The following is a 20,836-nucleotide window of genomic DNA, read 5'->3' as shown; positions in this document are numbered from 1 at the left end:
TCAGTTACAAAAATAAAAGCACCGCTTTGATTTTTAATCATACCGGTACTTTTATTTTTGTGTATTAGAAAACCGCCATCGATTTAACATCAATGACGGTTCATACATCTTAGTGTGCAATTTTTATCTACCAATCACATAATTAGTGGCAAAATAGATACGCTCTCTCTATTCACAAAGCCTAGTCCTGAACATAAGGCATGATCGCGATATGACGTGCCTTTTTGATCTCTACTGTCAGAGCTCTCTGATGTTTTGCACAGTTTCCTGTGATTCTTCTCGGAAGAATTTTTCCTCTTTCAGAGATATATCTTTTTAATTTATTAACATCTTTGTAATTGATCTCATTATTTTCTTTACCGCAGAATACACAAACTTTTTTTCTTCTGCGTCCGCCTCTTCTCTTCATCGGAGAATCTGGTCTGCTGCTTTTTTCATAAGCCATGATAACTTACCTCCTGTATTATTTCACTCAATTTTTAGTTAAATGGCAATTCTTCATCAATGCCATCCGGAATATTCATAAATCCGTCTGCTGACGCCGCGCTCGGTGTCGGTGCCGGAGATGGTGCTGTGTTCGCAAAACCACTGTTGTCGCTCGCATTCTTACTCTCAGCAAACTCCTGGTCTTCCACTACCACTTCCGTTGTATACACTTTCTGTCCATCCCTGTTCGTGTAACTTCCGGTCTGAATCCTGCCGCTGACTGCGATCTTAATTCCCTGACGGAAATACTTTTCTGCAAATTCTGCAGTTCTTCCAAATGCCACACAGCTGATAAAATCTGCGCTGGCTTCCCCGTCGCGCTTAAATCTGCGGTCAACCGCCAATGTATATCTTGCAATTGCCAATGCGTTCTCTCCTGCGGAATAACGTACCTCAGGATCTCTGGTCAGACGTCCCATTAAAATTACTTTGTTCATATTCTTACCTCACTGTTCACTACTCATCCTGGCTACTATACAAACCTTTAATGGGTTTGGTCACGCAGATTACGCTTCTTTTTTTACAATTAAATATCTGAGCACGTTGTCCATGATACGTACATGTCTTTCCAGCTCTGCCGGGCAGTCCGCATCTGCTTCAAACTGAATGAAATAATAGAAGCCTTCGCGCATTTTCTGAATTTCGTAAGCAAGTCTCTTCTTACCCCATTCTTCAACTTCTGTCACTGTGCCGTTGTAACGTGTGATGTAGCCTTTTGCCTTCTCAACAACAGCTTCGCGCGCTTCGTCTTCAATCTTTGCATTCACAACTAATGCTAATTCATACTTGTTCATGCTGTTTACCTCCTTTTGGTCTCTGGCCTCCCAACTGTGTGGGAAACAAGGATAAAATAATATATCACGAGGATTCATTTTACCATAAACACCCTTTGAATGCAAGTACAAATTTATTCTTTTTCGCCCTTTTTCCGCAGTCCTTTTGTGTTTTTCTCCACCAGTTTTCTGGCAATCATGATCTGGTGTCCGCATCCTGCACATTTTAGTCGAAAGTCCGCTCCGACTCTCAGAATTTCCCACTCATAGCTGCCGCATGGATGTTTTTTCTTCAGTTTTACAATATCTCCGACTTCGTATTGCGTCATTTCTTAAACTCCTGTTTTAATCTGTGAAAATACTTCGCCTATAGGGCTTTTGATCAAAAGATCGGCATTGCGGTCACGTGAGGTCGCTCCTTTATTGATCAGAACCAGGCAGCTTCCCCGAAAATAATCCAGCAGCCCCGCTGCAGGATAGACCACCAGAGAAGTCCCGCCTACGATCACCACCTCTGCCCCGGCAAGAGCCCGCACTGAATTCTGAATCGTTTCCTGATCCAGCCCTTCCTCATACAGTACAACATCCGGCTTGATCATCCCGCCGCAGGTACACCGCGGAATTCCGCCCGCAGCTTTCACATACTGAGCATCATAGAACTTCCTGCATTTCATACAGTAGTTGCGGTGAACACTTCCATGCAGTTCATAGACCTTCTTGCTTCCGGCCAGCTGATGAAGTCCGTCAATGTTCTGAGTGATCACTGCCTCCAGTTTTCCCGCCTGTTCCAGCTCCGCCAGTTTTATGTGAGCCGCATTCGGTTTCGCATCCAGTTCCAGCATCTTACTCTGGTAAAACCGATAAAATTCTTCCGGCTTTCTCATAAAAAAGCTGTGGCTCAATATCGTCTCCGGAGGGTCATCATATTCCTGATGATAGAGCCCGTCCGTGCTCCGAAAATCCGGTATGCCGCTCTCAGTGGATACCCCTGCGCCCCCAAAAAAAACGATATTATTGTGCTCATCGATAATTTTCTGAAGTTCCTCAATCTGATTCATAGACTTAACCTCCTATCCCAGGCGTTTCCCCTGAACGATAAAACGTGTTGATGTATCTCCGGTGCATGTGGACAGTGATACGACACGGTCCATCTTGTCAAATGCCACATCACCCACCGGTATCTCAGACAGGTCTTTCATTTTCTTCATATAATCTTCAAACGCCTTATCCGGTCCGCCAAAGAGTGTATATGCCTCGCTCTCGACCTGGACTTCGTGGGCTGAGAATATCCGGTATTTATAATTTTTTTCCGGCGTACAGATCCAGAAATACATACTTTTTGAGTATACTTCTTCGTCGCGGAACTGTTTCAGTGTACCGAACATCGAACCATTTTTCATGTTGTGTCCGTATACGATTGAATGGCAGTCTGAGAAATCCGGCTTGTTCATATAGTCCAGAAAGATAGAACCGGCAAAGTTGTATGTCTTTTCCGTAGTCCGGTGCAGGTAAAAATCATTATCTTCCGACTGAACGATCGGATAGCTGATATCAAGCGCCTCCACGACAAGCCAGCCAATGATATCTTCATTGACTGCTTTCAGCGCTGCAAAATCAATAACCGGTCCTTCCTCTTCTTCTACTTCATCAGAAGTTGTCACCTCCTGAGGAACTTTTGCATATTCGTCCTCCAGCTTTTCGTACTCATTGTCTGCCTTTTTGTATTCCATCATCGTTGATGCAAGTTTATATCCGGATACACAGAAAACTGCAATTGCAATCAGCAGCACCAGCCACCAGATCACTCTTCCTGCACCTGACTTTTTCTTTTTGTTTCTGCCCATGATCCTCTCCTTAAAAGATTTCATTTTACAGGAAACGCCAGGAGATCCTCCTGGCGCTAAAAGTTGCGGGAGTAGGATTTGAACCTACGACCTTCGGGTTATGAGCCCGACGAGCTTCCAGACTGCTCCATCCCGCGCTGCTATATCATTGATTATATTCCTTCAGATGATATTTGTCAACTCTCCCCGGAACGTGATACTTCCGGCGCTGAACTACAATATTTCACACCATCAGCCACCGGTCCTACAGTTTCGATAAAAGGACACGCTATGTTTCTGGCATTCACCTGATAGAATACTCTGTTTCCCGTAATCGTATACGTACTTCTTTCTTTACAGGAAACAACCCCACTATTTGAGTATATGCTCCATCCCACAGGAGTATACCCCGAATATACCGGAATTTTAGGAAGCGTTATCTTTTCTCCTCTGATTCCCGTCAGTGTCAGTATGTTCAAACGGTCTGTTACCTTTCCGTTGTTTGCACGAAATGATATGGTATACAGCTTCTGCCAGACGGGATAGAGTGTCATATCCTCTGTAATCATATAGCTTTTTCCGGATCTGTATTCAGCCGAGTCCGCACCCTGCTCTGTTGCCCATCCCATACTTCGGTATCCTCGTTTTGGCGGAGGAACAGGCATACTGTGCAGTGCGCCTTTTTCTACTGTCTCATATTCATGCCCCGTCCCTTCGTTCATGTATATCAGGGTACAATCAGTTTTCTCATATACTGCATAGAACACCGGCTCTTTATCCTCGGGGATATCGGCGGTATTAAGCTTTTCCCCGGGCTCATATTCCGACCGGGAAGCATTCTCGTCAAGACTCCATCCTGTTCCCCGGCAGCTTTTTTTGGCAGGAAGTTCCGGGAAAACAATGTCCTCCCCCGGCAAAACACTTTCTGCAAGCGTTGTCAATTCTTCATCCCCGTCAAAGAAACGAATATAATTATATACGATAAAACCGTTCACATCCTCCTCAGATTTTCCCGTGTTATCCGGCTTTTCTGTCTGGTCAATCTGATTTTCGGGCAATTCCAGTACCGGCTCCTGCTGAGAAAACGGTCTTATTACAGACGCAGACACCGAAACCACAAGCCCCGACACCATCAGAAAAACCAGTATAATGCCCGATATCCAGCATTTTTTCACTCGTTTTTTTCTCTTATCCATAGTCTTTACTCTCCCCTAAGTAATTATAAATTATAGTCCAATTATTGGGGGATAGCAATGAAGACTCTCTTAAGAAATCATTAAAAAAGTTAATTTATGGAAATATCAATTCTCGTAATATAATCCTCCATAGAATCGATCACGTTCTCATTTATGCCGGTCTCATAGGCATATCCGGCCAATGTAAGCCCCTGTTCCTTAGCATATCTCAACAGTTCTTCATATTTGTCCGGCAGTTTATCCCAGCTCCCTTTACAATAGGACCTGAGATACTTCCCTTCCGGCTGTACGTGTAGGCCTTTTGCATTTACCGGTCCTGGAATCTCTATAAACAGTGCGGAATAATTGTTAAACGCCCCCGCATAAAGATTTTCTGCAGAGATCATTGAACCATAAGAAGCATCATGCAGCCGATTCATATGGTATTTTTTCGTCTCCGCGACGACTGCCCCGATCTCTTCTTCCAATGGTGTGTCCGCATTCGTATTAATGATCGCAAGATACTTTTTTTCTTTCTCTACAATGCTTATTTCTGATAATTCCAGATTTAACAGCGCCAAATTTTCCGCCTGCCGAACCTCTAATATTTTTCTGACAGCTTTGAGATGAAGGATTCTCTTATCCACCTCCTGTATCTTTTCCTGCAAAAGTGTATTGAGTGAATCCGCAGAACGGTTTTTCATAAATTCCGTTATCTCACTAATTGAAGCACCTAACTCACGCAGCATTAAGATTGTCTCCAGCACAGAGCTTTGCTGATACGTATAATATCTATAGTTGTTTTCTCCAATGACCGCAGGCTTAAAGAGCCCCACTTCATCGTACCACATCAGCGTTTTCTTGTTGATCTCATGCAGGGATGCAAACTGACCGATCGTGAATAATTTCATTTTACTGTTTGACATCATTTCAGATACCTCTTGACCGTACAGTTACTGTACGGATTATGATGCTATATGTCATTAACGGTGATAACTAAAGTATAAAGGAGATATTAAAAAATGCAAGAACATCTGACGCTTAGAAAATTTCAGTCATCTGATTATGAAGCTTTAAGAAACGTGATACGCGAAACCTGGCAGTATGACAGATTCTGCAGTCAGAAAACCGCCCGAAAACTGTCGGCTGTATATCTGGACAGCTGCCTCGCAAATCAGACGTATACGCAGACAGCCGTTATCAACGGCGTACCTGTGGGTATTATCATGGGAAAAAATATCGCTGAACACCGATGTCCTTTTTCGCTTCGTATGAGATTATTGTTCTCGACCCTGTCCCTGTTGTGTTCACGGGAAGGCCGAAAGGTATCTGGGATTTTTAAAAATGTGAGCAGCATAGACAAAAAGCTTTTAGAAACCTGTGATCAGCATTACCCCGGAGAAGTCGCATTCTTTGCAGTCAGCGCAGAATACCGGGGAAAAGGAATCGGCAAAGCGCTCTTCGGCCGTCTGACAGAATATATGAAAAGAGAGGGGATTCATACCTTTTACCTGTTTACTGATACGAGCTGCAACTATCAGTTTTATGAGCATCAGGGCATGGTACGAAAATGCCAGAAGAAGTCTTCCTTTACAGTCAATGGGTGGAAGCAGGATATGCAGTTCTTCCTTTATGAATATCAATAAAGTTAAGCATAGGATCACCTGAGCTGATGGTCTTCTACTCATTTTTCTGTGCCTTTTCTTCTTCATCAAATTTCGCCCACAAAATGCGATTGATCACGAAAATAATGCCCAGTATGCCCGCCTCCAGTAACGCAAACGGACTCTGCAGGAACAGCACCAGCTTCCCGGCAAACGGAATATGCATCACGTACGTTCCCAGGATGTCTTCCCGGTAGGTCGCATAGTCGTCATAGCGGTCGGCTCCCTCCGCCTGAGTGTAGTACCGCTCCCTGCCGGTTTCATCAACTTCTTTTTTCCGGTAATAATGTGTGAACACCGAGTCCTCGCCGAGGCGGTCCACGCGAAACGAGATGATAGTCCCCTCCTGTATCTCCTGGCCATCCCCGATATTTTTGGCAACCACAAGAGAGCCCACGGGAATCGTCGGCACCATACTGTCAGTCAGAATCACGAAGGACTGATACCCGACTGCATTTTTCAATTGCTCCGGAAAGAATTTCATTCCGATTATGTAGGCGACCAATGTCACTGCGATGATTGCAGTGAGGATGTTGCCTGTGATTTTCAGGGCTTTTTTCATTTGGGTTCTCCATGGATATATAATATAAACTTTACAACTTTTTAAAGAAAAAATACCATCCGGGGATGGTATTTTTTTCTTTACCGTATGCCGTTCTGTTAATTTTACGGCGTTGTCTGTTTAGATAATTTCCCTGTAACTTCAACCGTTAAAGGTGACCCAGCCTTTGCCAGAGCTGTTGCTGCCGCCATATTAGCTGTATCACTCTTTGGGGTTATGGTCAATTTATACACATTGGTTCCTTCAACTACTTTATCCGTTGTTCCCTCAAGAGGAGCCGTGCCATCTCCGGTGCTCTCTAACGTAATATCAAAATTACCGGTTACATCAGCATCTCCGTTCTTAATAGCACTGTTCAAATCCAACTGTAAAGTATCTCCACTCGTTACATCATCAACATTAACATTGAATGTAACATTCTGAGTGTATACCGGTGCTGCATCGTATTCTTTTTCCTCAGTAAATTCTCCCATTGCAACTGCCTGTACCTCAATCGGTTTCGCCAATGTCAACGCTCCATTCGAAGTCGCCGTCAGCGAATCCCACACCGCAAACGATCCCACCGTCGTCACAACAACCGCTGCCACTGTCAGCAGACTCAATAAACCTTTTTTTCCAAGTTTCTTAAACATACTAATTCCTCCTTATTCATGACAATAAACGTCTCATTTAATTTATTCTCATTATAACCAGGGAATCTGGTTTTGGATAATGCTTATTCCTGATGCCTCTGTGATAAATAAATGTTATCACCAGTTCTTTAATCACTGTAGTTCTCCATGATAATTTCCAGAAATTCCTCCGCCTGGACAGACAGAATTTCTTTTTTGCGTTTCACCCACAACAGTTTTTTCGTGATATCGCAGTCTTCGACACGGCAGCTTCCGATATGGCCCTTGTGAAGTTCCTCTATCTGCCATTTGCAGCCGAATATAAACGAGTCCGTGCGCTTTATCATATTGACAATGGCATGGTAATTGTTGATCACGATCGTCTTTTTGAAATCCATCAGCCGGATACTGCCCAGCATAATCATCTGGTTGATATTTGAGAAATAATCAGAAGGCAGATGAATATATGCATATGGCAGCAGTTCCTGGGGTTTTATGCTCTCCCTGGCATACAGAGGATTTTGCTGGCTCACATGGACGTACAATGGACTCTCTGCAATTTCTGAGGCTGCCAGCCCTTTGATATCCAGGATCTTTTTTACCGCCGGAAACTGTCGCGAATTCACAACGATAATCCCGATTTCCGATTCCAGTTTTGAAACATGCTCCAGTACCCGTTCCGAAGACGTCTCAAAAATCGAGATATTCGCATGCAGGGTATGCATATTTTCATGGAAGTTCAGCATAATTTCATCTTTCAGGATGATATTCCCCACAGAAAGCGCCAGTTTATTCTGCATGTATTCCCGTTCGTTTCTTTTCAGCGCCTCAATCTCATGAAGCTGACTGATCACTGACTGCGCATAGTAATACAGGCTTTCCCCGGTCGTCGTCAGGCTGACACCGTGGTTAGACCGGATCAGAAGCTGCTCCCCCATCTCCTCTTCCAGGTTCTGCATCGCTCTGGTCAAATTGGGCTGTGTCACATACAGCATGTCCGCTGCTTTCCGCATGCTCTTTTGCTCCACAATTTCTACAAAATACTGTAAATATTTCAGTTCCATTATGATGTCCTTTTTCACTGTTTTAAGATATTTTATTAAGTATACCATATGAATCTGGAATGGTGTAAAATAGTGTTGAACTTTATGTAAGAAAAATTAACCATTCAACATGAGGAGAAATATATGGCATGGTATAAAAAAATAGAACAGCGCGCGGCACAGTTACAGCCCGATCTGGAAATTCTCAGAATGGACTTACACCGTCACCCTGAACTGGGTTGGGAAGAGCGGCGTACGTGTAAAAAGATAGCCGGACTGCTGTCCGGATGGGGATATGATGTGATATCCGGTGCAGCGGTGAGCGGCCATGAGACCGGCGTTATCGGCATCCTTCGGTGCGGTGCGGGACCTGTCACTGCGCTCCGCTTCGACATCGACGCCCTCCCGGTCTCTGAAGTAGAGAAACCTGGACACCTTCCGTTTCTCAATGGCTTCCAGTCACAGAACCACGGCGTTATGCACGCCTGCGGACACGACGGACACACTGCCATTGGACTTGGCTGTGCACAGCTGCTGTCCGAAATCCGGACGCAGCTGCACGGCACGCTGAAGCTTATCTTTCAGCCTGCGGAAGAGGGTGCCCGCGGCGCATACCCTATTACACAGAGGGGTTGGCTCGATGATGCCGATTATTTTCTGGCGGGACATATTATCGGGCATGAGCTGGCACGGGGTGAGGATGCCAATGTCATCCCCGGCGTCTCGTCTTCCCTCGCCACCACAAAAGCAGACGCCGTATTCCATGGGGTCTCGGCACATGCCGCTCATCCGGAACTCGGATGTGATGTGATTCCTGCAATTTCTGCTGCCGTGTGTGCCATGCACGCTTTCAAGGGTCCCGGGTTCATTCACACCGGAACCATTCACGCAGGAAGCGGGCGCAACATCATCGCGGATTTCGGAAAGCTTGAACTGGAAACCCGCGCACAGACAACGCAGCAGAACGAACATCTGGAAACCAGGATGCGTTCAGCCCTTCAGGCGGCCGCTGAAAAATACGGCGTTACCTGTGAAACAGATATTCTGGGAAGGGCGCCTTCCCTGGTGAGTACCCCGCAGTTCTCCGAGTTTCTACAAAAGCTCTATTCGGAAGAACTTACACTGGTAAAGCCTGCCTCTTTTTCCTGCACAGCGTTTCCCGCCAGTGAGGATGCGGCTCATATGATGAACCGTGTAAAATCTCATGGCGGACAGGCAGCTTTCCTGCTATTTCCAGCCCGCCTCGCCTCAGGGTTACATAATTCTGACTTCGACTTTCCGATGGAGCTGCTCTCAGTCGGTACAGCCGCATTTACGTCCGCGGTTTACGCAGTTATGCATCCATAGCGCAGCTGGCTCCCCTGTTCTTCGAAGAACGTCCTGGGCATCCACGGCCCGGGGTTCTGAGAGGTCTGTCCCATCCAATATAATTTCGTACAGTGCGACAGACTGTGATAATAAATTACATTGGTTTCCTCTGGATTGATTGCTAAAATTTAATTCATGGTTTGCCCTTCTTTATTCATATAGAATCAGGCCAAAGTGATTCTGCATTTCGCCTTTTTCCCTGAGCGTATGTATTTCTAATCCATTTGCATGGACAGTTGCAAACACATCGATACCGCAAGCCTCCATGGATGGAACTGTTTCTCCCGGAAACCTGCAGTGATCCATATTACATTTTGTACATTTCCTGCACCCGCCGTCTCCAAATGCAATTACTTTATAGTAACCGTCCAAAAACATTTCCTTTGCAAGGTCTACTGCTGCCGGCGTCACTGTATCCACTTCATGTGTGCGAAATAAAATAGCCTTTGAATAGGAATCCAGTATATCCTGTGTTTCCTTATAAGTCGGCGCATTAGGCGGGCAGCATAGATTCTTCCCATATGCCTGGCACCCATATCGGCACTTATAGACTGTCCAGGGTGCTGTAACTACGGAACCCGCCTCAATCACAATAGCCAGGTCCGACCCTCTGCTTTTTAATAATTCTATGTATTTTTTCATATGCTTACTTTCTTAAACCCCCTTTCCAGTCAGTTCACTTCGTCAATAATATTCAATAGAAAAAAATCACAATCTTTATAAGGGTAATCGAATTGAACCGGCAAATCTTCTCTGCTGATTTTTTTAAATCCTGCCTTATCATAAAATATATGTGCGCGGATGGTATTTTTCGGTGTATCAAGCACAAGTTTTTTTATATGATTTTTTTTAGCAAACAAAAGTAATTCAGCATATAGTTTCAGCCCTAAATGATATGGTTCTCCACGATATTCCGGATACAAAAAAAACTTTTTCATTACCCCGATACCATTTCTACAGTTCATCAATCCGATACTTCCAATTACGTTCCCATTATCTTTTGCTACCCAGAAACATCCTCCTGATTCCAAATATTTTTCTCGTATGCAAAGCAGTTCTGGCTGATCATCTACACTGACAATTGGCCTGGTCCCATCATTTTGACATTGAAGAACCAATTTAATGACTTCTTCTTTATCTGTTTCTTCATATAATTTGATTTCAATCATAGCATTATCCCCCTCATTAACACCCTTTTCATATCTGTTCTTCTCTGCTATAATAACAGATGATAATACTTCTAACAATTTGGAATGTTAAAAGTATTAATTAAATTCTATTGAACAATCTACAGGAGAATATATGGAGCTCAGATATTTAAATACATTTCGCACCATCGTGGCGGAAGGCAGTTTTACAAAAGCGGCTAAAAAGCTGAACTATACACAGTCTACGATTACATTTCAAATCGGACAGTTAGAAAATGAACTCTCAACAAAACTATTTGAAAAAATCGGCAGACGTATGTTGCTGACGAAAGCGGGGGAACAGTTAATTCCATATATTGATGAGGTCCTTACATCCGTTGATAAAATGCGTTGTTTTGGTACCGGTACAGCAGAGTATCAGGGGGATTTACATATTGGGGTGGGCGAAACGCTTCTCTGCTATCAGCTGCCGCATATCTTAAAAGAATTTCACAGGAAAGCCCCCAAAATCAGATTGTTTCTCCAGTCTATGAACTGTTGTGATATCCGTGATCAGTTATTAAACGGAACAATTGATCTTGGTATTTTTTATGAAGATATCGGTGGTTTTGGCGCTAATCTCACCACTTATCCCCTGGGCTGCTATCCTGTGTCTCTCATCGCTTCACCGGATACCGCAAAAACATATCCGGACTTCATTACACCAAACCAAAATATACCTTTGCCGTTTATCATTAATGAGCCAACCTGTATTTTCCGTCAGATATTTGAGCAATACCTTCGGGAAAAATACATTTTATTGGATTATACAATCGAGTTATGGAGTATTCCTACAATAAAAAACCTGCTCAAAAACAATATGGGGATTTCTTTTCTCCCCGAATTTGCAGTTGAAGAAGAATTACAGAAAGGCGAACTCGCAAAGATACCAACAGATTTGGCTGACCCGCATATTTCCGCTGTGTGTGGTCACCACAAAAACAAATGGATCAGCCCCGCAATGGAATTGTTTATTCAGCTTATTCAAAAACGGTAAGGTCTGTCTCTTTTTCTTTTATGCGTTCGTGCAGAGCTGTTGCAGGTGCAATATACGAGGCAAACTCCTGCTCTGTGACACAAACCGGAGTATCCGGGAAACCTCAGCAGATAAAGTTGTTCTTCAGGCAGATCGTGGGAAAACTTTGAAGGATTCCCGGAAAAGGAGCACTTTTAAAAGCAAAAGAGGTACCTCCTACGGCGTAGGAGATACCTCTTTTTGGTTGTCACGCTGAACCTACTACAATGCGGTTCCGTCTCGCCAGAGCTATTTCTATATGAAACCGCTCTACGCATGCACAGATTTTATCCGCACAAGATATGATCCAGGCCTCTTTACTGCTGGGAAGAGGACCCAGTGGAAACATATGAGTCAGAATCGCCTTTTGCTCTTTTTCACTGACCTCAAAATGCTCCTGACTTTTTTTTGCAGCAGCTTTGGGATGATGGAATACCTGAGCTTCCCCTGATTCCGATTTTCTGTCAAAATCAAACAGGCAGAAATCATGCAGCATACCTGCACGCGCTGCCGCCCTGGCGTCGCATCCCGTCTTTTTCGCTATTACCCATGAAATATAAGAAACATTTATACTGTGCATCAACCTTGTTGTATTCTTATGCTGTATATATCTGGACAACTTTTTAAACTCGCTGTCTTTCAGGATACATTCCACATCTTCCAAAAACTCTGCGTCAATATCTTCCGAGACTGTTATGTCCATTGGAATCACCCGCTTTCTATATTGGATACTTATATTATGAATTCATAATACAGGTTTGGCAAGTGATTTTATGAAAATAATTAAACTGGTTGTATCTCATCAAAACGTGATATCAGAAAGTCCTTCATATCTCCCTTTTCTTTTCCCAACGCAAGCGCAAGCTCTGCATACAGATTGTCTTCCGCTATATGGAAGTATTTCTCATCCATCACCGTAATTTTCTTTCCCTGAGCCAGACGTTCCTGCTGTCTCAGATACAGCGCCTTTATAATCCTGACCCACTGCCTGCAGTCACAGCTTCTGACTGCCTCTTTATACTGACCTTCCCGCACCTTATCCTGCGGAACCCAGAGCTGTTCAATATCCGGAATTTCATCCACCAGTTTCAGGGCTTCCTTCTCCGTAAGTGCCTTTCTCACAGTGATTTTCTGATTATCAACAGGTGAATAGACCCTGCTGTCCACAGCACTCAAAGGAATCAATACGTAATACAGTTTTTTACTGTCTGTGCCCTGCATATCAAGGTGTGTAACTGCGTCCACCTGACATATTCCATTATGACCGTGTATGATATATTCACCTTTTTTAAACATTTGTTACCTCCTTCGGCATTGCAAGAAACCTTGTTCCTTTTTTAGTATAACAGAATTTTGCCCACTTTGTAAGAAGATTTTACCAATTTCCATTATTTTTGTAACTTTTGTGCATAAACCGGTCTTTATACCTTGTACATTTTTAAAGCCGGCTGCCGCGTATCCTTACGGTTTCACGCGGCAGCCGGCTTTTCTAAACCGATCTGTTATGACTGAAATTCAGCTATATTTTCCTTATTCGCAGGCTCAAATGGGATCCAGATAATGTATGGGGATATTCCCGTTTCATCCAGTTCTTTATCTATACCCTCATTGAATCTATGGTCCCTTTCCAGATTTATCGCTGCCTCAACTGCGGTCTGTGCCTGGCCCTCCACATCCTGGAATACACTCATCAACATCTCGCCTGACGCGATCGCCTCTTTTGCATCTGCAAGCAGGTCAATGCCGACCACCGGTATACTTTCCGGATTTATATCCAGGTTTTCCATAGCCTGTATCGTGCCAAGAGCCATCGCATCATTATTCGCAATGATACAATCGATATCTTTAGTGCTCTGAAGCACCGCCGTCATTTTTTCCTGTGCAGTCTGTCTGCTGAAACCGCATTCCTGTGCCTTTGCAGCTTCTACAGTCCGTATCCCCTGATCTGCAAGTGCCTTCAAAGCCCCTTCGGAACGCTGTTTGGTGTGTTCCATTCCGCCGGTTCCCTGAACCATCAGATAACGCACCTGTGTTTTGCCGAGTGCCTTAAAATATTCAGCAAGAGCTATCCCCTGATAGTAACCGGATTCACGTTCATCAGAGCCCACATAGACTACATTCTCATTTAACAGGCTGCTGTCCTGCGGCATTCTGTTGACAAACACAACTTTCGTATCCCCTGCGGCGCTTACAATCTCATTCGCAAGCTCATTTCTTGTCAGATTCACGATCAGTACTTCTGCCCCGCTCTCACAGGCCATTCTGACGCAGTCCAGCTGTTTTTCATTGTTGTCTCCCGCGTCATAACATTTGAGGTCGTATCCCTTATCAGCCGCCGCTTTGACTGCGGCATCCTCAAACTCCGATAACCACTCATCCCGCTGCGCCATAAGCAGTGCGATCGTCTGCTTATAAGGCTCCTGTCCCGACTTGGCGGAAACCTTTGCGGTTCCGTATCCCGCACCAAATCCCAGAGTGATCATTACCACCATTACCAGCACCATACTTTTCTTCAACATACTAACGCCTCCCTTTTCTTAAAAAAATCTTACGATTTATGGTTGTATATTCTTTAGCTCTGACATTATTATACGTCTGGCAGAGCTCCGTTTGAATGGGAGAACTTGTTGATTTGAACCCTTATTTCGCTGATAAATTGGTTTTCCATCATATTCCATATGAACTTTTTTGCGATTTCTATAAAACGTTTAAGTTTTTCGTGTCCTTTTATTTCGATATTCAGACGGAGACATCCCGGCATACTTAGAAAAAAGCCTTGAAAAATGACCTGCATCCTCAAAGCCTACTCGTTCTGCAATATCTGTCACACTAATTTTCGTATCCATAAGAAGACTCTGCGCTTCACCGATGCGCCGTCTGATAATATACTGTTTCAATGTATACCCTGTCTGCTCCTTAAACAAATGTGCAAGATAATATGAACTGATATGAAACTCCCTGCCCAGAATTTCCAGCGTCAGATCTTCACTGTAATGCCGCCCAATATAATCTTCCACCTCGATACACAGGGAACGTTCTTTCGGTATTGTCTGTTCCTGGCGTTCCCCGATCATCTGGTAAATTAAAGACATACAGGAGAGCATCAGGTTCTGACAGAATTCCTGGTCTCCGGGCTGCATGTTTCCGGCATGGCGGTCCATCATTTTCATCAGTGTACAGATGTCCTGGAACTGGACCGGCTGATGAAAAACGGGGCATTGACGTTCATCGATCAGGTGATTGGAGGGCAGCCCCGGCATATGCAGATTGGTTATGGCAAAACAGAGGGTCTGATATCCCTGCCATGTCTTGGGGACTTCCTCATGCACCGTATTACTGTTGCAAAGTATAATATCTCCTTCACAGACTTCATACTGGTGATATCCCAGAGTATACAATCCTCTCCCTTTGTGGATCAGCAACACCTCAAAGCAGTCGCTGTGCTGATGCATCAGGTGAAGATGACCGCTTTCCATCCATTCATTGTCATTGATATGCATCAGATGCGGAACATCCGGCGGCAGCATCCGCCTCTCCTCTTCATTGTACACAATATGTTTCATCATTTCCGCCATAGACGTTTTAACCTTCCTTTTCCAACTGAACACTTCCCCCGAAAATTCTCTGACGGATAGCCGTCTGAGACAGTGAAAACACCAAGAACAGAAGACACAATATCAGGCCATCGGCCGTGATAGCCGCTGCAAGACCCACACGTTCCCCGATAGCTCCGATCATATAGGGAACCAGTGAATTGCCGATATAACTGAATAAGAATGCAATCGAAATGGTGGTTCCGCTGTCATATCTTTCATCATCCACCAGCTTTGATGCGGTGAGCGGCCAGATACCCGACATACTGAGCCCCAACACAACTGCAGCCACACACACAGCCGGACCCTGAAGATGTACAATGGCAAGCACACAGGCTGCACTTATGGGAATCATACTCATCACAATAACTGCAGGCCGGATTCTCCTGGTCAGTTTCGCGCAGACCAGCCTGCCGACAAATACACCGCCCCAGATAGTTCCCGTTACAGCGGAAGCCTCCAGCGAGGCAAAGCCCAGGCTTTCCGTCAGATATGTCACCAGCCAGCTGCAGATTGCCGTTTCGGCTCCCGCGTACAGAAACAGACAGAGAAATGTCGGCTGAAAGCTTTTATTCTTCAACAGCCCTCTCATCTCACGAAATCCCCCTGAACCAGAACATGGAAGTACCGGAAACTTAACGCCCAGTATATAGATCGTAGCTGCCAGCGATACCGCAGCAAACGACAGGTAGCTCATCCTCCAGGAAACCCCCAGGGCAAGCACGATACCAGACCACAATAAGCCTGCCAGTGCACCAAAACCACAGAATGCCTGCACCCCGCTCACCGCGGAGGCCGTATCTCCGACGGCTATATCGGCAGGTATGGAAACTGCAGTCACCTGCATGATCAGGGTCGCAAATCCCAGCAGAAACAATGCGGTACATACTGCCCAGAATGACGGGGCCGCCCCGATAATACCGCAAAGGACCGTCATGCATACCAGACTGCCGTAAAACACTATGACTTTTCCGAATCGTCCCACCAGCCATCCGCTGACGGTGCACGCTGCAAAATTACCGGCAAAAAAAGCCAGGAACATCCCCCCGCTTTTCTGTAGCCCTATTCCGAATTCCCTGCCAATCGAGACCAGCAGAGGTGCAAGAATATTGGTACAAAGGCTATATAAAAATGCGGCCAGTTTGCACGCACTCAGGACACGTTTATTTTCCATTATGAGTCCTCCTTCTTTCATCTTATACTCATTATAAAACAGAAGGCTTTTCCGGCGATATGGAAAACTTTGTGTATTTTCAATACGTTTTTATCGCATTCTGCCGCCTCTCCCGGCTGAATATGGACTTTCTTGCGAAAACACCCGGATTTCAGTTCCCGTTGAAATGTACCGTAATCTGGCAGACTTCTGCGATCGTGCCCACTCTCATATTCGGACCAAACAGCCCGACTCCCGATGTGACGATATTATGCATCTTCCCCTTTTGCAGGTACCCGCAGGCGTTTTCCCACATCAGTTCAATCGTAAGGTTTCCGGGAAACATCTGTCCATCATGTGTATGCCCGCACAGATCCAGATCCACCCCGGCATCTGCCAGTTCCTGAAGTTCCTTTGGCTCATGGTCCATCACGATGATAGGTTTGGAATGATCCATATTTTCTGTAATCTCTTCAGGGGTCTTTCGGACTGCAATCCCCCGCCCGGGCTTCGCCAGGTCCGGGCGTCCGTAAAGATAAAAGCTGTCATCAATCAGCACTTCCTCATCCATTAACAGCTGAATCCCTGCTTTCTCCAGAAACCCGTCCATTCGAATATCGCTCACTTTCTTATCACCTTTTTTGTGAAATGTAAATCCTGCAAGAATCTTTTCCTCGATATCATGATTGCCATAACAGGCATATACCCCATATCGGCTCTTGATGCCTTTCAATATGCTTATCAGCCTGTCGGGATCGTCCAGCGCTTCGTATTCATTATCAAAGATATCTCCTGCGAAAACTACAAGATCCGGGTTTTCCGCATTAATCTTCCTGACCATCCGTTCCATCTGGCGGCATCCGATATTATACCCCAGATGCAGATCTGCCGCCAGCACGATATTCAGTGACTTCAGATCACCCGCACTCTTATCTACCGTCACATCGTATCTGGTAGTCCGTACAATCCTGGCATTCGCAGCCCCCCAGAGGCTGACCGCCGTAATTAGCACAATACAAAACGTCCCGGTGATCACAAAAGTTCTCCTCGACCGCAGCTTTCTCTTGTCAACGCGCGGTATTCTGAGCAGGATCACCCTGATCATATCCGCTATGATAACCGTCAGAATCACATAGAGCAGTACGCCCAGCCAGTAATTCCCGATCAGTTTCATAAAGCGCTGGGGCTTTCCGACCGGCAGCAAAAAGCCTATGACCAGCGAGAGCGCAAAAAACGAATAGGTCACAACAACCGCCGCGCGCACCCATTTTTTCTTAAAATGTCTGCTGCAGGCACTCATCCACCAGATCAGCCACCGTATAATATAGAGATTCAGCAGAATATATATCGGTGATAAATAGATTGCCAGCATATACCAAGCTCCTTCTTTTTATATGATTGTCCGCCTGCATCCGGGTATCAGCCACTCTCCACAGCAGGCCTCATAATCCGTGATTCCCCTGCCCGTATTCGGATGTTTTGAGGAATACACCTGATCTGTGATAAACGCAGCCAAAAGCACTGCACAGACAGGAATCATAATCCTGTATTGAACTTTCTTAAATACATTGTCCAGAAGCGGCGCCAGGATATACACGAATGCCACTCCTCCCATGCCGAACACCAGGAGCCCCTCCGCACAGATCCTCCCGTGCAGATTCAGGAAATAACCGCTGTAATCCCACCACTTCTTGCCGTTATGGGTCACTTCCAGGTAATATGACGTGCCATACTCCACGATCCCGCACAGGACAACAGCGCACAGGAACTCCAGAGCCGGGTATCTGCGCACTTTGTTCAGCAGTACCAGGATCAGAATTGCTCCGGAACCATAGATCGGCAGCCATGGTCCGTGCAGTACCCCGCGGTTCACAAACTCTCCGTCAGAGATCAGATGCAGACTGACCTCCCAGAGCCACCCCACAAATGAAAAGCTGAAAAACAGCATCACAAGCGACCAGACCGAATAGTGGCGCATATAGTTCAGTGTTTCCACCCTGGTACGCTTCATGGCCTCCGGGATGGGGGAAAGCCTGCCCGGATATACTTTGCCTTCCACTACATATGTCAATGCATGGAATTGGATTTTCCGTGCCTGATGTTTTTCATACTCTTTTTCTTCTCTTGTATTCAGCAGTATAATGCCCAGGTAATTGACAAAAAAGCCGCGGAGCCCCCCTAGTTTTTCCATCTCTGCCGGCGGCTCCTTTATGACCGCAAGCACGTCTGCATATTTTTCTTCCAAAAGACTTTCATCTGGTTTCTCGAACAGATAAGCGTCATCTAAATATGTAGTGCCTTCCATATTTGCCGCCTTCGCCTGACTGCGCAGCTGTGTATAGTATTCACTGAACGCAGCCACTTTATATGGATTAGAATACAAAATACCGCATAAGCCAAAGGAGACAAGGTCCAGAATATTCCACCCGATAAACGACAGTTCAAAGATAAAACATTCCCACTTGTGCCCTTTCATCATTTTTCTGGAAAGGGTGATCGCCCGTAGTGCAGGGATATCCGGATTCTCCGCCACAATATACGGTACCAGATAGTAGGAATATCGCTTTATCACCCAGCCTGCGATCGTCAGGCACCAGAGGGTATACAGTACATAGGTGACCAGCATTGTCCAGGATGCCCTGAGCCATTTTTTAACCCGGAGCAAAAACATGAAACGCTGCACGGGGACTTTATCGTAGCATCGTCCTTCCAGGAAGATTCGTCTGGAGATGACCGTATATACATTGTTTATGAAAAACCATACTCCAAATGACAGCAGCAGACTGGCAATGATCAAAATTGCAATCGCGATACTCTCTGAGCCGATCACAGAATTTAAAGCCGAGATGATCGTGACAAAAATTGAACCGGAACTGACAGCATTGACAGCCTGTGCCAGTACACCCCTGCTTCTTCCGAGCGCAGGGTTTCCTTTTTCTGCCTGTTCAATCTGCTGCCTGGTAAGCTCATCAGACAGCTTTTTCCCCTCTTCCTCTCTGCCGCTTAGAATCTCGTCCAGCACATCCGACATTCCCCTGCCCCCGCTCAGTGCACCTGTGGAAGCGGCTTTCTCATTGCCGGAAATCTGTATATTCTCCTCTGAATAAGATCTGATCATATTGAGGGAATTCGTGAATTCCGCCCCTAAAAATCCGGCAATCATGCAGACCGCCACGAACATCAGATAGTGTTTCTTTAAAGAATGTCTTCCTCTTTTTTTCATATCCTTTCTGGATAACATCTTGTTTCCTCCCGCATCAAATTACTTATGATGTTCCTTTACTCCTACCCCATTTTTCATATTGTTCACACTGTGTTCATTGTATCATAAATAGTGCATATTTTTTTCTTTTTTCTTCAAAATCTCTTCAGAAATCATTTATTTCTCTGTCACACTCTGCACACATTTTTCGGTTATACTGATTTTACCAGTAAAAATCATTTTACTTTTATCATATAGTTTCTTTTTCATACCTGCCGGGGTTATCACCCCGGCCCTCCTTTTTTAAGCGAAAGAAACTCCCCCTGCCCGGCCGATTTCCAAACGGCCCGCTGCAGGGGGAGCTTTTTATTTATGTAATATTAGTTTTTTTATCAGCATTCTTCCATGATTGCTTTTACAGCGGCTGCCGTGTCTGTCAGCGGGAATAATTCGTATCCCACCAGACCCTGATAACCGCATGCTTCCAGATGTCTCAGCACTTTTTTGTAGTTGATCTCACCTGTTCCCGGCTCATGACGTCCCGGTGCATCCGCTACATGGATATGACCGAACTGATCGACATAGTTCGTGATGGTATCACAGATGCATCCTTCATTGATCTGCATATGGTAAACATCGTACAGAAGTTTCAGTCTCGGAGAACCGATCAGATGGCATATCTCAGCCCCCATCTGTGTGTATTTCAGGAAGTTTCCAACATGGTCTGTGGTAATGTTCAAAGCTTCCAGATTCAGGTTGATCTCTTCCTCCTCTGCAATCTTCGCACATTCCAGCAGCATGTCATACATGGAGCAAAGCTTCACCGTATCAGACAGATCATCATAGTGGTTCACTACAACGCCGCCGTCACCCAGCGCATTGGAATGGATGGTGACACTTTTCGCACCAACTGTTTTTGCCGCCTGAACAGACTGTCTCAGATAGTCAATATATTTTTCTTTATGTGTCGGGTCCACCAGAGAATAATCAGCATCTCCGTTGAATCCGCTGATCATGATACCTGCCGCCTCGGCTGCCTTTCTGGTCGCTTCCAGATCACGGATTCTCCAGTCCCAGAATTCTACCGCTTCAAAACCGTCATTTTTCGCTGCCGCAAATCGCTCTTCCCATGGAAGCTCTGTATACAGCGTGTCAATACATGCACATTTTTTTACACCCAT

General features: G+C 45.2%; 24 protein-coding genes and 1 tRNA gene. 3 read left to right on the top strand and 22 right to left on the bottom strand.

Translation table 11 applies throughout. The annotated features are described in order from the left end of the window. Nucleotides 1-181 precede the first annotated feature (181 nt). From rpsR to MCG98_RS05550, 9 genes are all read right to left on the bottom strand, one after another. Complete coding sequence (gene rpsR, locus MCG98_RS05590; protein WP_028529282.1) at nt 182-445, bottom strand: 30S ribosomal protein S18; 264 nt, start codon at nt 443-445, stop codon at nt 182-184. A gap of 34 nt (nt 446-479) precedes the next feature. After that, nucleotides 480-923: a single-stranded DNA-binding protein gene (ssb, locus tag MCG98_RS05585; protein ID WP_240300805.1), complete on the bottom strand. Its 444-nt coding sequence runs from the start codon at nt 921-923 to the stop codon at nt 480-482. Nucleotides 924-992: 69 nt separating this feature from the next. Then, entirely contained in the window at nt 993-1,280 is a 288-nt protein-coding gene (gene rpsF / locus MCG98_RS05580; protein ID WP_240300804.1) for a 30S ribosomal protein S6, read from the bottom strand. Between the two features lie 113 nt (nt 1,281-1,393). Beyond that, on the bottom strand, nt 1,394-1,588 hold the full coding sequence (locus MCG98_RS05575; RefSeq protein WP_240300803.1) for a DUF951 domain-containing protein: 195 nt from the start codon (nt 1,586-1,588) through the stop codon (nt 1,394-1,396). A gap of 3 nt (nt 1,589-1,591) precedes the next feature. Beyond that, nucleotides 1,592-2,317: an NAD-dependent protein deacylase gene (locus MCG98_RS05570; RefSeq protein WP_240300802.1), complete on the bottom strand. Its 726-nt coding sequence runs from the start codon at nt 2,315-2,317 to the stop codon at nt 1,592-1,594. 12 nt (nt 2,318-2,329) lie between these two features. Then, the gene (srtB, locus tag MCG98_RS05565) at nt 2,330-3,103 is read right to left on the bottom strand and encodes a class B sortase (RefSeq protein WP_240300801.1); all 774 of its coding nucleotides are present in this window, start codon (nt 3,101-3,103) and stop codon (nt 2,330-2,332) included. A 63-nt stretch (nt 3,104-3,166) separates the two neighbouring features. Continuing rightward, a tRNA-Met gene (locus MCG98_RS05560) sits at nt 3,167-3,240 on the bottom strand. A gap of 39 nt (nt 3,241-3,279) precedes the next feature. After that, entirely contained in the window at nt 3,280-4,278 is a 999-nt protein-coding gene (locus MCG98_RS05555; RefSeq protein ID WP_240300800.1) for an InlB B-repeat-containing protein, read from the bottom strand. Nucleotides 4,279-4,367: 89 nt separating this feature from the next. Beyond that, nucleotides 4,368-5,186, bottom strand: a complete 819-nt coding sequence (locus MCG98_RS05550) for a MerR family transcriptional regulator (protein ID WP_240300799.1) — start codon at nt 5,184-5,186, stop codon at nt 4,368-4,370. Between the two features lie 93 nt (nt 5,187-5,279). On the opposite strand from MCG98_RS05550, the gene MCG98_RS05545 reads away from it, so the two are divergent. Beyond that, entirely contained in the window at nt 5,280-5,903 is a 624-nt protein-coding gene (locus MCG98_RS05545; RefSeq protein ID WP_240300798.1) for a GNAT family N-acetyltransferase, read from the top strand. 34 nt (nt 5,904-5,937) lie between these two features. Here the strand turns inward: MCG98_RS05545 and MCG98_RS05540 are convergent, their stop codons facing one another. From MCG98_RS05540 to MCG98_RS05530, 3 genes are all read right to left on the bottom strand, one after another. After that, on the bottom strand, nt 5,938-6,483 hold the full coding sequence (locus MCG98_RS05540; protein ID WP_240300797.1) for a S26 family signal peptidase: 546 nt from the start codon (nt 6,481-6,483) through the stop codon (nt 5,938-5,940). 104 nt (nt 6,484-6,587) lie between these two features. After that, nucleotides 6,588-7,115, bottom strand: coding sequence for a hypothetical protein (locus MCG98_RS05535; RefSeq protein ID WP_240300796.1), 528 nt, complete (start codon nt 7,113-7,115; stop codon nt 6,588-6,590). A gap of 128 nt (nt 7,116-7,243) precedes the next feature. Continuing rightward, entirely contained in the window at nt 7,244-8,158 is a 915-nt protein-coding gene (locus tag MCG98_RS05530; RefSeq protein ID WP_240300795.1) for a LysR family transcriptional regulator, read from the bottom strand. Nucleotides 8,159-8,281: 123 nt separating this feature from the next. On the opposite strand from MCG98_RS05530, the gene MCG98_RS05525 reads away from it, so the two are divergent. Next, a complete protein-coding gene (locus MCG98_RS05525; protein ID WP_240300794.1) occupies nt 8,282-9,484 on the top strand; it encodes an amidohydrolase in 1,203 nt (400 codons plus the stop codon). Between the two features lie 171 nt (nt 9,485-9,655). Here MCG98_RS05525 and MCG98_RS05520 read toward each other — a convergent pair whose 3' ends face one another. After that, nucleotides 9,656-10,147: a DUF2284 domain-containing protein gene (locus tag MCG98_RS05520; protein ID WP_240300793.1), complete on the bottom strand. Its 492-nt coding sequence runs from the start codon at nt 10,145-10,147 to the stop codon at nt 9,656-9,658. 29 nt (nt 10,148-10,176) lie between these two features. After that, on the bottom strand, nt 10,177-10,674 hold the full coding sequence (locus tag MCG98_RS05515) for a GNAT family N-acetyltransferase (protein ID WP_240300792.1): 498 nt from the start codon (nt 10,672-10,674) through the stop codon (nt 10,177-10,179). A gap of 133 nt (nt 10,675-10,807) precedes the next feature. Here MCG98_RS05515 and MCG98_RS05510 point away from each other — a divergent pair, with 133 nt between their 5' ends. Continuing rightward, nucleotides 10,808-11,689 (top strand): LysR family transcriptional regulator, encoded by an 882-nt coding sequence (locus MCG98_RS05510; protein WP_240300791.1) that lies wholly within the window; start codon nt 10,808-10,810, stop codon nt 11,687-11,689. Nucleotides 11,690-11,915: 226 nt separating this feature from the next. Here MCG98_RS05510 and MCG98_RS05505 read toward each other — a convergent pair whose 3' ends face one another. The 8 genes from MCG98_RS05505 to MCG98_RS05470 form a co-directional block, all read right to left on the bottom strand. Next, a complete protein-coding gene (locus MCG98_RS05505; RefSeq protein WP_240300790.1) occupies nt 11,916-12,410 on the bottom strand; it encodes an HD domain-containing protein in 495 nt (164 codons plus the stop codon). Between the two features lie 80 nt (nt 12,411-12,490). Further along, entirely contained in the window at nt 12,491-13,003 is a 513-nt protein-coding gene (locus MCG98_RS05500; protein WP_240300789.1) for a CarD family transcriptional regulator, read from the bottom strand. A 206-nt stretch (nt 13,004-13,209) separates the two neighbouring features. Next, nucleotides 13,210-14,226 carry a substrate-binding domain-containing protein gene (locus MCG98_RS05495; protein ID WP_240300788.1) on the bottom strand — a complete coding sequence of 339 codons (1,017 nt, stop codon included), beginning with the start codon at nt 14,224-14,226 and terminating at the stop codon, nt 13,210-13,212. 189 nt (nt 14,227-14,415) lie between these two features. Then, nucleotides 14,416-15,282, bottom strand: a complete 867-nt coding sequence (locus MCG98_RS05490; protein WP_240300787.1) for an AraC family transcriptional regulator — start codon at nt 15,280-15,282, stop codon at nt 14,416-14,418. Nucleotides 15,283-15,289: 7 nt separating this feature from the next. Next, nucleotides 15,290-16,474: an MFS transporter gene (locus MCG98_RS05485; protein WP_240300786.1), complete on the bottom strand. Its 1,185-nt coding sequence runs from the start codon at nt 16,472-16,474 to the stop codon at nt 15,290-15,292. A gap of 151 nt (nt 16,475-16,625) precedes the next feature. Continuing rightward, nucleotides 16,626-17,825 carry a metallophosphoesterase gene (locus MCG98_RS05480; RefSeq protein ID WP_240300785.1) on the bottom strand — a complete coding sequence of 400 codons (1,200 nt, stop codon included), beginning with the start codon at nt 17,823-17,825 and terminating at the stop codon, nt 16,626-16,628. A gap of 18 nt (nt 17,826-17,843) precedes the next feature. Beyond that, the gene (locus MCG98_RS05475) at nt 17,844-19,694 is read right to left on the bottom strand and encodes a DUF975 family protein (RefSeq protein WP_240300784.1); all 1,851 of its coding nucleotides are present in this window, start codon (nt 19,692-19,694) and stop codon (nt 17,844-17,846) included. 353 nt (nt 19,695-20,047) lie between these two features. After that, nucleotides 20,048-20,836 carry a TIM barrel protein gene (locus tag MCG98_RS05470; RefSeq protein ID WP_240300783.1) on the bottom strand — a complete coding sequence of 263 codons (789 nt, stop codon included), beginning with the start codon at nt 20,834-20,836 and terminating at the stop codon, nt 20,048-20,050.

Source organism: Ruminococcus sp. OA3 (assembly GCF_022440845.1).
GTDB lineage: Bacteria > Bacillota > Clostridia > Lachnospirales > Lachnospiraceae > Ruminococcus_G.
The sequence above is the reverse complement of the archived record's forward strand: the minus strand, read 5'-3'. Positions and strand labels throughout refer to the sequence as shown.

Excerpts from the sequence above, each read along its gene's own strand:
- rpsR (WP_028529282.1), bottom strand. The coding sequence starts at position 445 with ATGGCTTATGAAAAAAGCAGCAGACCAGATTCTCCGATGAAGAGAAGA.
- ssb (WP_240300805.1), bottom strand. The coding sequence starts at position 923 with ATGAACAAAGTAATTTTAATGGGACGTCTGACCAGAGATCCTGAGGTA.
- rpsF (WP_240300804.1), bottom strand. The coding sequence starts at position 1,280 with ATGAACAAGTATGAATTAGCATTAGTTGTGAATGCAAAGATTGAAGAC.
- MCG98_RS05575 (WP_240300803.1), bottom strand. The coding sequence starts at position 1,588 with ATGACGCAATACGAAGTCGGAGATATTGTAAAACTGAAGAAAAAACAT.
- MCG98_RS05570 (WP_240300802.1), bottom strand. The coding sequence starts at position 2,317 with ATGAATCAGATTGAGGAACTTCAGAAAATTATCGATGAGCACAATAAT.
- srtB (WP_240300801.1), bottom strand. The coding sequence starts at position 3,103 with ATGGGCAGAAACAAAAAGAAAAAGTCAGGTGCAGGAAGAGTGATCTGG.
- MCG98_RS05555 (WP_240300800.1), bottom strand. The coding sequence starts at position 4,278 with ATGGATAAGAGAAAAAAACGAGTGAAAAAATGCTGGATATCGGGCATT.
- MCG98_RS05550 (WP_240300799.1), bottom strand. The coding sequence starts at position 5,186 with ATGATGTCAAACAGTAAAATGAAATTATTCACGATCGGTCAGTTTGCA.
- MCG98_RS05545 (WP_240300798.1), top strand. The coding sequence starts at position 5,280 with ATGCAAGAACATCTGACGCTTAGAAAATTTCAGTCATCTGATTATGAA.
- MCG98_RS05540 (WP_240300797.1), bottom strand. The coding sequence starts at position 6,483 with ATGAAAAAAGCCCTGAAAATCACAGGCAACATCCTCACTGCAATCATC.
- MCG98_RS05535 (WP_240300796.1), bottom strand. The coding sequence starts at position 7,115 with ATGTTTAAGAAACTTGGAAAAAAAGGTTTATTGAGTCTGCTGACAGTG.
- MCG98_RS05530 (WP_240300795.1), bottom strand. The coding sequence starts at position 8,158 with ATGGAACTGAAATATTTACAGTATTTTGTAGAAATTGTGGAGCAAAAG.
- MCG98_RS05525 (WP_240300794.1), top strand. The coding sequence starts at position 8,282 with ATGGCATGGTATAAAAAAATAGAACAGCGCGCGGCACAGTTACAGCCC.
- MCG98_RS05520 (WP_240300793.1), bottom strand. The coding sequence starts at position 10,147 with ATGAAAAAATACATAGAATTATTAAAAAGCAGAGGGTCGGACCTGGCT.
- MCG98_RS05515 (WP_240300792.1), bottom strand. The coding sequence starts at position 10,674 with ATGATTGAAATCAAATTATATGAAGAAACAGATAAAGAAGAAGTCATT.
- MCG98_RS05510 (WP_240300791.1), top strand. The coding sequence starts at position 10,808 with ATGGAGCTCAGATATTTAAATACATTTCGCACCATCGTGGCGGAAGGC.
- MCG98_RS05505 (WP_240300790.1), bottom strand. The coding sequence starts at position 12,410 with ATGGACATAACAGTCTCGGAAGATATTGACGCAGAGTTTTTGGAAGAT.
- MCG98_RS05500 (WP_240300789.1), bottom strand. The coding sequence starts at position 13,003 with ATGTTTAAAAAAGGTGAATATATCATACACGGTCATAATGGAATATGT.
- MCG98_RS05495 (WP_240300788.1), bottom strand. The coding sequence starts at position 14,226 with ATGTTGAAGAAAAGTATGGTGCTGGTAATGGTGGTAATGATCACTCTG.
- MCG98_RS05490 (WP_240300787.1), bottom strand. The coding sequence starts at position 15,282 with ATGGCGGAAATGATGAAACATATTGTGTACAATGAAGAGGAGAGGCGG.
- MCG98_RS05485 (WP_240300786.1), bottom strand. The coding sequence starts at position 16,474 with ATGGAAAATAAACGTGTCCTGAGTGCGTGCAAACTGGCCGCATTTTTA.
- MCG98_RS05480 (WP_240300785.1), bottom strand. The coding sequence starts at position 17,825 with ATGCTGGCAATCTATTTATCACCGATATATATTCTGCTGAATCTCTAT.
- MCG98_RS05475 (WP_240300784.1), bottom strand. The coding sequence starts at position 19,694 with ATGTTATCCAGAAAGGATATGAAAAAAAGAGGAAGACATTCTTTAAAG.
- MCG98_RS05470 (WP_240300783.1), bottom strand. The coding sequence starts at position 20,836 with ATGGGTGTAAAAAAATGTGCATGTATTGACACGCTGTATACAGAGCTT.